The sequence below is a fragment of the Devosia sp. genome (assembly GCF_028290645.1).
In the GTDB taxonomy this organism is placed as follows: domain Bacteria; phylum Pseudomonadota; class Alphaproteobacteria; order Rhizobiales; family Devosiaceae; genus Devosia_A.
In genome coordinates, this window is record NZ_JAQGJL010000003.1 from 1 (window position 1) to 10,626 (window position 10,626).

Here is a 10,626-nt window from a genome sequence, read left to right on the forward strand (position 1 = left end):
TTCGATCGCGGTCATGATCCGCGCCGATTCCTCCAGCAGACCAAGATGATCGAGCATCAGCGCGGCCGACCAACTCGCGGCGATGGGGTTGGCGATGCCCTTGCCGGCGATATCGGGGGCCGAGCCGTGGACGGGCTCATACATGGCCTTGCGCTTGCCGGTGACCGGATCGGGCGCGCCGAGAGCGGCGGAGGGCAGCATGCCGAGCGAGCCGGTGAGCATGGCCGCGACGTCGGACAGGATATCGCCGAAGAGGTTATCGGTGACGATGACGTCGAATTGCTTAGGATTGCGCACCAGCTGCATGGCGCAATTGTCGGCGAGGATGTGGTTGAAGGCGACGTCGGCATAGTCCTTGGCGACGGTACGCACCACTTCGTCCCAGAGCACACCGGACTTCATGACGTTCTTCTTGTCGGCGGAATGGAGCTTCTTGCCGCGCGTGCGGGCAAGGTCGAAGGCGACGCGGGCGATGCGGTCGATCTCGTAGGTCTCGTAGACCTGGGTATCGACGCCGCGCTTCTGGCCGTTGCCGAGATCGGTGATGGTCTTGGGCTCGCCGAAATAGACGCCTCCGGTGAGCTCGCGGACGATCAGGATGTTGAGGCCCTCGACCAGCTCGCGCTTCAGCGAGGAGGCATCGGCGAGCGCCGGGTAGCAGATGGCGGGGCGGAGGTTGGCGAAGAGCTGCAGATCCTTGCGGAGGCGGAGCAGGCCCGCTTCCGGGCGCTGCTCATAGGGCACCTTGTCCCACTTGGGACCGCCCACCGCGCCGAAGATCACCGCATCGGCCGCCAGCGCCTTCTGCATGTCCTCCTCGGAGATGGCCTCGCCATGCTTGTCATAGGCGCAGCCGCCCACGAGGCCACTGTCGAAGGTGAAGTCCGTCTCGCCCTGGCTGTTCAGCCAGGCGATCACCTTCTCGACCTCCTTCATGATCTCGGTGCCGATCCCGTCGCCGGGGAGGAGGAAGAGCTTCTGGGCCATGATGGGGTCTCGTGGGGGGTTAGGACGTGGCGCCATCGAGGCGCTTCTGCATGAAATGGCGGCGGGAGCCGCGGGGATGGTCTTCGATGGTGCCGAACACGGCATAGCCCAGCGCCTCGTAGAAGGCGGGGGTCTGGAAGCTGAAGGTGTCGAGCCAGATGCCGATGAGTCCGCGCTCGCGGGCGAACGCCTCGGCCCGCTGCATCAGTGCGCGGCCGTGGCCCCGGCGCCGGAGGTGCTCCGGAATGAAGACGAACTGGATGATCAGCCAGTCATAGTCGACATAGCCGGCGAGGTCCCCGGCGCTCTCACCGGTCGTCGGGTCGGGCAGGGAAATGAGAAAAGGCTGGAACTGGGTCCTGCCGACCAGGGCACTGTTATGGGCCACCAGCGGGTGGACCACACGATCGATCTCGGTGGGCGCGGGGTCGAGCTTGAAGACGGTCTCCACGGCGGCTCCGCTCAGCTTCCGTGCGCGCCGAGGCGGGCGGTGACTTCGATCTCGACCTTCATTTCGGGCCGGGTGAGGCCGCAGACCAGCATGGTGGCGGCGGGCCGGATGTCGCCGAAGATCTTGCCGGCGACGTCGACCAGCGGGTCGTAGTAGGCCATGTCGGTGATGTAGTAGCGGACGCGGACCACGTCCTTGATCGAGCCGCCGGCCTCCTCGAGGGCATGGGTGATGGTCGAGAAGGCGTTGCGCGCCTGCTGCGCCGCGTCATCGGGCATCACCATGGTCTTGTAGTCATAGCCGGTGGTGCCCGAGACATAGACCATGCTGCCATCGACGACGGCGCGCGAGTAGCCGATCTTCTGTTCGAACGGCGAGCCCGACGAGATGTGGAGCACCATGGCGGGGCCCCGGCTCAGAGCCAGGGCCGGCTCTGGCCCATCTTTGCCTCGAAGGTGGAAATCGCCGGATCGGATTTCAGCGTCGCGGCGATGTCGTCGAGGCCTTCGAGCAGGGTTTGCTTGCGCGACGGATCGATATCGAAATGCAGCGTGCCGCCATCCGGCCCCTTGATGGTCTGGGCTTCGAGGTCGATGGAGATGGTGGCGTTCGAGCCGCGCTCGGCATCGTCCATCAGCAGCGCCAGCTGCTCGGGGGTGACAACGATGGGCAGGATGCCGTTCTTGAAGCAGTTGTTGTAGAAGATGTCGGCGAAGCTGGTCGAGATGACGCAGCGGACGCCGAAATCGAGCAGCGCCCAGGGGGCATGCTCGCGCGACGAACCGCAGCCAAAATTGTCGCCGGCGACGATGATCTTCGCCTGCCGGTAGGCGGGCTTGTTGAGCACGAACGCCTCGTTCTCGGTGCCATCGTCGTTGTAGCGCATCTCGGAGAACAGGGCCGAGCCGAGACCGGTGCGCTTGATGGTCTTGAGGTACTGCTTGGGAATGATCATGTCCGTGTCGATGTTGATGATCGGCAACGGCGCGGCGACACCAGTGAGGGTCGTGAACTTGTCCATGGCAAATGCCCCTTTCGGTCGGTGGCTGTAATGGCGCAATGGGGGGCGGGAATCAAGTCGGACGTAGGGTGGACGCCTCAAGCGGACGGGCAATGGCATCGAAGCGTGGGCAATCCCCACCCTCAGTCCTCCCCACAAGGGGGAGCGAGGCGCAAGCACAAAGGGTGGGGGTGGCCCACGCTCGAACAGTGGAGGTTTGTTAACCTACGCGGCGAGGCTCGTATCCGCGGCCACGCCAAGCATCAGGTTGAGGTTCTGCACCGCCGCTCCCGAGGCACCCTTGCCGAGATTGTCGTAGACTGCGACGAGCACGGCCTGGGCCTTCTGGTCGTTGGCGAAGACGTGGAGGCGCATGCGGTTGGTGTCGTTGTAGAGCTCGGGGTTGAGCTCGGGGCTCCGCTCGAGCTCGGCGAGTGGGGCGACGTCGACGAAGCTCTGCGGGATCGCGGCGAAATGGTCAGCGATGGCGGCGTGGAGTTCGGCGCCCGTGGGGACTTTGGGCAGCGTCCAGAGCTGCAGCGGCACGGCGGTCACCATGCCCTGACGGAAATTGCCGACCGCCGGGGTGAAGAGCGGCGTGTGCGCCAGCTTCGCATAGGCCTGCAGCTCGGGCAGGTGCTTGTGCTTGAAGGTGAGGCCGTAGAGCATGAACTCGTTGGCGATCTCGCCTTCCTGCTCATAGTCCTCGATCATGGCGCGGCCGCCGCCGGAATAGCCGGAGATGCCGCTGACCGTCACCGGGAAATCGGCAGGAGCGAGCCCCGCCTCGATCAGCGGCCTAAGCGTCGCGATGGGGCCCTGCGGCCAGCAGCCGGGGTTGGCGACGCGTCTGGAATTGGCGATGGCGGCGGACTGGGCCCGGTCCATTTCGGCAAAGCCATAGGTCCACCCCTCGGCGATCCGATGCGCCGTCGAGGCGTCGATCACCCTGGTGGTGTCGTTCTCGATCAGCGAGACGCTTTCCCTGGCCGCATCGTCGGGCAGGCAGAGAATGGCGACATCGGCGAGGTTGAGGAGGCGCTTCCGCTCATCGAGGTCCTTGCGCTTGTCCTGCGCGATGGAGATCACCTCGAGGTCGCGGCGACCGGCGAGGCGCTCGCGGATCTGCAGACCCGTGGTACCGGCTTCGCCGTCGATGAAGATTTTCGCGACCATGTGAGGCTCCCATCCAAGGGGGTAATGCGCGCGACATATAGGGGTTGCCTCCGTCCCGTGCAAAGGCTTTGGTGGCGCCAATTCTTACCTACGAGAGGCCGAAATGACCCCGCACAACCATGCCAAGCCCGGCGACTATGCCGAAGCCGTGTTGCTGCCCGGCGACCCGCTGCGCGCCAAATGGATCGCCGAGAATTTCTTCGCGGACGCGAGGCTGGTCAACTCGGTGCGCAACTGCCTCGGCTATACTGGGACCTGGAAGGGCAAGCCCGTCTCGGTGCAGGCGAGCGGCATGGGGCAGCCGTCGCTTTCGATCTATGTACACGAGCTGATCAACGTCTATGGCGTGCAGAAGCTGATCCGGGTGGGCACCTGCGGCGGGCTCAACGCCAAGGTGAAGGTGCGCGACCTGATCATCGCGCAGGGGGCGACGACGGATTCCGCGATCGTCCGCGACGCATTCACGCCGTTCAATTTCGCCCCCATCGCCGATTTTTCGCTGCTGCGCTCGAGCGTCGAGCGGGCGGAAGCGGCGGGGATGCGCTACCACGTGGGCAACATGCTCTCGTCCGACATCTTCTATCACATCGAGCCGGGCCTTGCGGGCTATGGCAGGCTGCCGGCGCACGGCATCCTCGGGGTCGAGATGGAGGCGGCGGCGCTCTATACGCTGGCAGCGCGGTTCGAGCGGCAGGCGCTGGCCATCTGCACGATGACCGATTGCCTCATCACCCATGCCGAACTCAGCGCCGAGGACCGGCAGTCCTCGCTCAAGGAGATGATCACGCTGGCGCTCGATACAGCGGTCGGGGCTTGAGCGTGCTTCGATCGGCGAATCACGTTGTTCACAAAACTATCCGTGATGCCCACAGGCGTGCCACAATGGCTGTGAAATTGCTTCAACGCGGGAACCGATCCGCAGAATGCTCGTTGCACAAGGTTACTGAAAAGGCATCTGAGGGGAGGCCAGATTGGATACCCATACGCTCATCGAACATCGCGACATCCAGAACTGGGTAAAGGCCCGGATGGGCCAGCCGGCCATCCGGCGCGTGCCCGATCCGACAGGCCGGATTCGCGCCCGGCTGGCGCTGAATTTTGCTAGAAAAGAGGCCCCGACCGAGACCCCCAGCCAGGACGACGGTATGAGCCCCTGCTCGTGGACGGCTTGGCTGGCAGAACTCGACCGGCAGAACCTGGCGCTGCGCGTCAGCGACAAGGCGGCATTCGAGTTCGTCGAGCGGCGAGGGATGAATTAGCGCTGCGGAACCGGAGCCCCGTGGTGCAACGCCCCGGGGATCGAAGTTCACCGGGCGATTGGGGCGGACGCTTCCCGGCTCGATACAAATAGCTAGTCGGACCCAGCGCAGGCAGCAAACGATTCTTTGTGCCGTCACGCGCGCGCCCCGAACCCTCCTGACAATTCAACGACATACAACCTGCGAGCGGGGTTGGAACCGCGAGCGGCTCCGCCCACTTAAGGTAAGGCCAGTTTCCGGGTAAGCTGCCAGACGAAGAAGACCAGAAAGGCGATGAACATGACGCAGGTCCTCACCAAGCACGACGAAATCCGCCAATGGGCTGTCGCCCGCTCGGGCAACCCGGCGATCGAGGATCGCTCGACCGGGATCGGCGGTCCGCCGGTGCTGAGGATACTGTTCGACCAGCAGGCGCTGAATGCCGGCGAGAACCAGTATACCGACCGGCCGGGCGGCCTGGACCTGGTCGACTGGAGCGAGTGGTTCGAGCACTTCGACGGGCAGAAATTCGGGCTCCTGGTCGAGGACGAGCGCCCCGGGGTGCTGGACGACTACTACGAATTCGTGCCGCGGGATGGGAACCAGCGGGACTGATCAGCCATGGGCATCGAGGCAACAGGGGGCCTTCAGCCGTCCTTGTCCGCCGCCGCTTCTATCGCCTCCATGTCCTCATCCGAGAACCCCAAATGGTGGCCGATCTCGTGAACGAGGACGTGGGTGATGATGGCGCCGAGGGTCTCGCCGTCCTCGCTTTCCGACCAGTAATCGAGGATGGGGCGGCGATAGAGCCAGATCTGGTTGGGCAGTTGCCCGGTATAGCCCGCGGCGCCGCCCTGCGGCAGGCCGACGCCGCGGAACAGGCCGAGGATATCGAACTCGGACTCGAGCTCCATTTCCTTGATGGTGTCGTCGTCGGGAAACTCCGCAACGACGCACGGAACCTCCCCCGCCAATGCCTTGAACTCGGCCGGCAGCGCTGCAAAGGCCGCCGCTGCCATCTGCTCGAAATCGTCGAGGGATGGCGCGGTGCGGTCGGTCCAGGGGTTCATGAGCGGTGAATTGTGAATGGTGAATGGTGAATGGCGCAGAGGCGCTGGCCGACGCCATTCACCATTGCCAATTCACCATTCACGGCCTTCAGTTCCACTCGCGGATATCGACGAAATGCCCGCTGATCGCGGCGGCCGCAGCCATGGCCGGCGAGACGAGGTGCGTGCGGCCCTTGAAGCCCTGGCGGCCCTCGAAATTGCGGTTCGAGGTCGAGGCGCACCGCTCCTGCGGCTTGAGCTTGTCGGCGTTCATCGCAAGGCACATCGAGCAGCCCGGCTCGCGCCACTCGAAGCCGGCTTCCTTGAACACCAGGTCGAGGCCCTCGGCTTCCGCCTGTTCCTTGACGAGGCCGGAGCCCGGCACGACCATGGCGTTGACGCCGGCCGCGACCTTCTTGCCGGCCACCACCTTGGCGGCAGCGCGCAAATCCTCGATGCGGCCATTGGTGCATGAGCCGAGGAAGACGCGCTCCACCGAGATGTCGGTGATCTTGGTGCCGGGCTTCAGGCCCATGTACTCGAGCGCCCGCCACTTCGACGCCCGCTTGTTGGCGTCCTGGATGTCGTCGGGGTTGGGTACGACGCCGGTGACCGAGATGACGTCCTCGGGGCTCGAGCCCCAGGAGACGATCGGCGGGAGTTTTGCGGCGTCGAGGATCACCACCTTGTCGTAGTGCGCGTCGGCGTCGGAGTGGAGCGTCTTCCAGTACTCGACCGCCATGTCGAAGGCCTCGCCCTTGGGGGCGCGCGGGCGATCCTGCACGTAGGCGAACGTCGTCTCGTCGGGGGCGATCAGCCCGGCGCGGGCGCCGCCCTCGATGGTCATGTTGCAGATGGTCATGCGGCCTTCCATCGACAGCGCGCGGATGGCTTCGCCGGCGAACTCGATGACGTGGCCGGTGCCGCCGGCGGTGCCGATCTCGCCGATGATGGCAAGGATGATGTCCTTGGCGGTGACGCCGGGCGGCAGCTGGCCGTCGACGCGGACCAGCATGTTCTTGGCCTTCTGCTGGATCAGCGTCTGGGTGGCGAGCACGTGCTCGACTTCCGAGGTGCCGATGCCGTGGGCCAGCGCGCCGAACGCGCCATGCGTCGAGGTGTGGCTGTCGCCGCAGACGATGGTCATGCCGGGCAGCGTAAAGCCCTGTTCCGGCCCGACGATGTGGACGATGCCCTGCCGCCGATCGAAGGCGTCATAGTACTCGATGCCGAAATCGCGGGTGTTCTCGGCCAGCGCCGCGATCTGCGTTACGCTCTCCGGATCCGGATTGGGGAGGCTGCGGTCGGTGGTCGGCACATTGTGGTCCACCACGGCCAGTGTCCGTTCGGGATGGCGGACCCTGCGGCCGGCGAGGCGGAGGCCCTCGAAGGCCTGCGGGCTCGTCACCTCGTGGACCAGGTGGCGATCGATGTAGATAAGGCTGGTCCCGTCCTCGTTGTTCGAAACAAGGTGATCGTCCCAGATCTTATCGTACAGGGTTCTGCCGGCCATTTTGCTGGAGGTTCCACTCGGGGGTTAGGAGTACCGGGGGGTTCTAAGCCCCGCTCGCCTCTTAGGTCAAGTTGGCCGAAGGTGTGCCGGCTACAAGGGGACCATGCGCCGGGGCGCATCGGCAAGGCCGCGAACCCGGAAGGCGCCCCATAGCGTGGTGTCGATGCCGATATTGCGGTGGCTCCAGAACGCGATGGCGAATTGCGCGACGCCGCGGGACAGCGCGTTGACTGCGGCGGCGCCGAGGAGGCCGAAGGCCGGGATCACCGCCAGCTCGACGACGAGGCCAATCAGCATGATGCTGCCCCAGATCCGCACATAGGCCCGCTCGTGGCCGGTCATCATCATGACGATGCGCGAGGGCCCGGTGGCAGCGTCGAAGAGCAGCCCGACGCTCAAGAGGATCAGCACCCAGTAGCCTTCCGCCGAATGCGCGCCGAACAGCGCCAGCAGCGCGTCGCCGAAGACCAGGTAGCCGACGAACACCACGAGGGAGAACAGGAAACCGGCCCAGGCGCAGAGCGCGGTGATCGCCTGCGCCTGCTTCATCTCCCCGGCATGGTAGTGGCGGGCGACCATCGGGGCGACGACGAGGGTGATGGCGAACATGAACAGGGTGAGGAGGCCTGCGGTGCGGAAGGCGTTGAAATAGATGCCGGCCGCCTCGGCGGTGACGAGGAGGCCGATGAAGATGGTGTCCATGTTGAGCGCGGCGGCGTCGATCACCGTGCCGAACAGGAACCAGCGGCTCGCCGTGCCATTCTCGCGCCAGTAGGGCCGCAGCGCGCCGAAGCCGGGGGCGATCTCGTAGCGGCGGAGACGGGCAAGCCCGTATTGCAGGGCGAGCGCGAGGGCGAGGAGCAGCGCGGTGAGCAGCAGCGCCTGCCAGCCGCTGAGTGGGGCGCCGAGGGCGAACAGCGCGACGACGGCGAGCGGGGTAAGTACCCGCCACAGGATGTCGCGCGGCGTCAGCGCGGTCCACACCGAGCCCTGGGCGCGGAGCGCCGAGGACCAGTATTCGGCAAAGGCCATGGGGAGGATCAGCGCCGCGGCGGCATAGAGGTGCCAGCTGGGGAGGTGGAGGATCGCGTCCATGACCGCAGCGCCGGTGAGGGTGACAGCCGAGAGCGCGATGCCGGCAAGGAGGGTGAGCGCGCCGCCCGAACGCAGCGCTTCGAGTGCCTTGTCATGGCGGCCGGCGACCTCCTCCTCGGGCCAGTAGCGCAGGATCGCCGTCTGCTGGCCCACCGAGGCGCCGATGGCGAGCACGGTTGCGAGGCTGAGGCCGAAGGCGAAATAGCCGTACTCGGTGCCGCCCATGGTGCGGGAGAGGACGACATACATCAAATAGGTCAGGCCGGCGGTCGCCACCTTGATCAGCAGCGAGACCAGCGAGCGGCTGAGGCCGGTGCGCAGCAGCGCGCGAAGGTCGGGGGAGGCGATAGACATAGTGAGGCCGTCGAAGTGGATCTGGTCCGACTATGGCAGGGGGATGCTCACAACGTCTTACCGTCCGCCCCCCATGTCGTTCACACTCGACAACCGGTGATGCCGGACGCAGACTTGCAGTCGCGCCGGAAGGCCGGGGGAGTTTGGCGATGAATGAAGCGCCGGTTTTCGATACGCGCGCGGCGCTGATTGCCCGGGCGCAGGGGTATCAGTCGACGGAACCGAGCTTTGCGCGGTTCCTCAAGGCGGTGGCCGAGGCCACCGACCCCGAGGACCTCGCCATGTATTCGGCGGAGGAACTGGAGGCGCGGTTCCGCAAGTCCTACGGCCGGCTCGGGAAGCGCGAGCTGGCGAACCACAATGTCTATGTGGTGCCGCCGGAACGGCTGGGCGAGGCCGAGATCGTCGAGGTATTCTCGGCCGACATGCCGTTCATCGTCGACAGCGTGCTCGCGGCGATCCGGGCGCGCGGCGGGGTGATCCGGTTCATCGCGCACCCGATCCTCAAGTTCGACCCGGCGACGTACCGGGTGCTCGACGCCCCGTTGCCGGGCAGCCGGCTCGAGAGCTTTCTCCATATCGAGATCGATCCCCTCGCCGATATCGTCCAGCGCGAGGCGATGAAGGGCGAGATCGACGATACGCTGACCGATGTCGGCCGGGCCGTCGCCGGCTGGCGGCCGATGCTGGCAAGGGTCAAGCGGGTGATGTCGGAGTGGCATGCGCATGCGCCCAAGGCACCGCCGGCGCAGGTGGCCGAGGCGATGCATTTCCTCGGCTGGCTGGCCGAGCACAATTTCACCTTCCTCGGGATGCGCGAATACAGGCTCGAGGGCGAGGGGCCGGCGGCGAAGCTGGTGCCGGTGCATGACAGCGAACTGGGCATTCTCGAGGACCCCAGCGTGGTGTTCCTGCGCTCGGGCCCCAACTATGTCGAGATGACGGAACAGCATTTCGCGTTCCTCGCTGAACCCGCCCCGATCATGGTGACCAAGGCCAATATCCGCTCGCGGGTGCACCGGCGGTCCTACATGGATTACGTGGGGGTGAAGCTCTACGGCAAGGACGGCAACATCTCGGGCGAGCTGAGGATTCTCGGACTCTTCACCTCGATGTCGCTGGCGGCGCCCAATACCGATGTGCCGCTGATCAGGAAGAAAATCTCCGAGGTGCTGAAGCAGGCGGGGCACGCGCCGCAGAGCCACGCCGGCAAGGCGCTGATGAACGCGCTCGACACGTTCCCGCGCGACGAGCTGTTCCAGATTTCCGAAGAGCAGTTGTTCGAATTCGCGACGACCATCGCGAGCCTCGTCGACCGGCCGCGGGTGCGGGTGCTGTCGCGCATCGACCGGTTCGACAATTTCGTCTCGATCCTCGTCTACGTGCCGCGCGACCGCTACGATTCGGCGGTGCGGGTGCGCCTCGGCGCCTATCTCGCCGAGGCCTATGACGGGCACGTCTCCGCCTATTATCCGAGCTTTCCGGAAGGCGAGCTGGTGCGCATCCACTTCATCATCGGACGCTCGGGGGGCGATACGCCCCGGCCGGCGCGGGCCGAGCTGGAGCTGGCGATCGGGGAGCTGACCCGCACCTTCACCGATCGGCTGCTGTTCGCGGCGCCCGACCCCGAGGCGGTCGCGCCCTCCCCGGACAGCGCCAGCTTGAGCGCGATCGCGCCCGCATCGGGCAGCGGCCTGATGATCGCGATGTCCTCGAGGGCGGCCGCGACGCCGTGGCGCGCCTCGTAGGCCGGGGGGAAGGCG

At 65.8% G+C, this 10,626-nt stretch carries 12 protein-coding genes; 4 read left to right on the forward strand and 8 right to left on the reverse strand.

The genetic code is table 11. From position 1 onward, the window contains the following. From leuB to argC, 5 genes are all read right to left on the reverse strand, one after another. Nucleotides 1-990, reverse strand: a 990-nt coding sequence (gene leuB, locus JWQ89_RS00080) for a 3-isopropylmalate dehydrogenase (protein ID WP_299637351.1), incomplete at its 3' end; no start/stop codon positions are given. Between the two features lie 16 nt (nt 991-1,006). After that, entirely contained in the window at nt 1,007-1,438 is a 432-nt protein-coding gene (locus JWQ89_RS00085) for a GNAT family N-acetyltransferase (RefSeq protein ID WP_299637335.1), read from the reverse strand. Nucleotides 1,439-1,449: 11 nt separating this feature from the next. Beyond that, on the reverse strand, nt 1,450-1,839 hold the full coding sequence (locus tag JWQ89_RS00090; RefSeq protein ID WP_299637336.1) for a RidA family protein: 390 nt from the start codon (nt 1,837-1,839) through the stop codon (nt 1,450-1,452). 14 nt (nt 1,840-1,853) lie between these two features. Beyond that, nucleotides 1,854-2,459 carry a 3-isopropylmalate dehydratase small subunit gene (leuD, locus tag JWQ89_RS00095; RefSeq protein ID WP_299637338.1) on the reverse strand — a complete coding sequence of 202 codons (606 nt, stop codon included), beginning with the start codon at nt 2,457-2,459 and terminating at the stop codon, nt 1,854-1,856. A 204-nt stretch (nt 2,460-2,663) separates the two neighbouring features. Then, complete coding sequence (gene argC, locus JWQ89_RS00100) at nt 2,664-3,614, reverse strand: N-acetyl-gamma-glutamyl-phosphate reductase (RefSeq protein ID WP_299637341.1); 951 nt, start codon at nt 3,612-3,614, stop codon at nt 2,664-2,666. Nucleotides 3,615-3,717: 103 nt separating this feature from the next. Between argC and deoD the strand changes: the two genes are divergently transcribed. The 3 genes from deoD to JWQ89_RS00115 all read left to right on the forward strand — a co-directional run bounded on the left by deoD (nt 3,718) and on the right by JWQ89_RS00115 (nt 5,467). After that, a complete protein-coding gene (deoD, locus tag JWQ89_RS00105) occupies nt 3,718-4,431 on the forward strand; it encodes a purine-nucleoside phosphorylase (RefSeq protein ID WP_299637343.1) in 714 nt (237 codons plus the stop codon). 154 nt (nt 4,432-4,585) lie between these two features. Continuing rightward, nucleotides 4,586-4,873: a hypothetical protein gene (locus tag JWQ89_RS00110; protein ID WP_299637344.1), complete on the forward strand. Its 288-nt coding sequence runs from the start codon at nt 4,586-4,588 to the stop codon at nt 4,871-4,873. A 279-nt stretch (nt 4,874-5,152) separates the two neighbouring features. Continuing rightward, nucleotides 5,153-5,467: a hypothetical protein gene (locus tag JWQ89_RS00115; protein ID WP_299637345.1), complete on the forward strand. Its 315-nt coding sequence runs from the start codon at nt 5,153-5,155 to the stop codon at nt 5,465-5,467. Nucleotides 5,468-5,499: 32 nt separating this feature from the next. Here JWQ89_RS00115 and JWQ89_RS00120 read toward each other — a convergent pair whose 3' ends face one another. The 3 genes from JWQ89_RS00120 to JWQ89_RS00130 form a co-directional block, all read right to left on the reverse strand. Continuing rightward, complete coding sequence (locus JWQ89_RS00120) at nt 5,500-5,922, reverse strand: metallopeptidase family protein (protein WP_299637347.1); 423 nt, start codon at nt 5,920-5,922, stop codon at nt 5,500-5,502. Between the two features lie 88 nt (nt 5,923-6,010). Further along, nucleotides 6,011-7,414, reverse strand: coding sequence for a 3-isopropylmalate dehydratase large subunit (gene leuC, locus JWQ89_RS00125; RefSeq protein WP_299637348.1), 1,404 nt, complete (start codon nt 7,412-7,414; stop codon nt 6,011-6,013). A gap of 90 nt (nt 7,415-7,504) precedes the next feature. Further along, the gene (locus JWQ89_RS00130; protein WP_299637349.1) at nt 7,505-8,863 is read right to left on the reverse strand and encodes an oligosaccharide flippase family protein; all 1,359 of its coding nucleotides are present in this window, start codon (nt 8,861-8,863) and stop codon (nt 7,505-7,507) included. A gap of 149 nt (nt 8,864-9,012) precedes the next feature. Between JWQ89_RS00130 and JWQ89_RS00135 the strand changes: the two genes are divergently transcribed. Continuing rightward, on the forward strand, nt 9,013-10,611 hold the full coding sequence (locus JWQ89_RS00135) for an NAD-glutamate dehydrogenase domain-containing protein (RefSeq protein WP_299637350.1): 1,599 nt from the start codon (nt 9,013-9,015) through the stop codon (nt 10,609-10,611). The last annotated feature ends 15 nt before the right edge of the window (nt 10,612-10,626 follow it).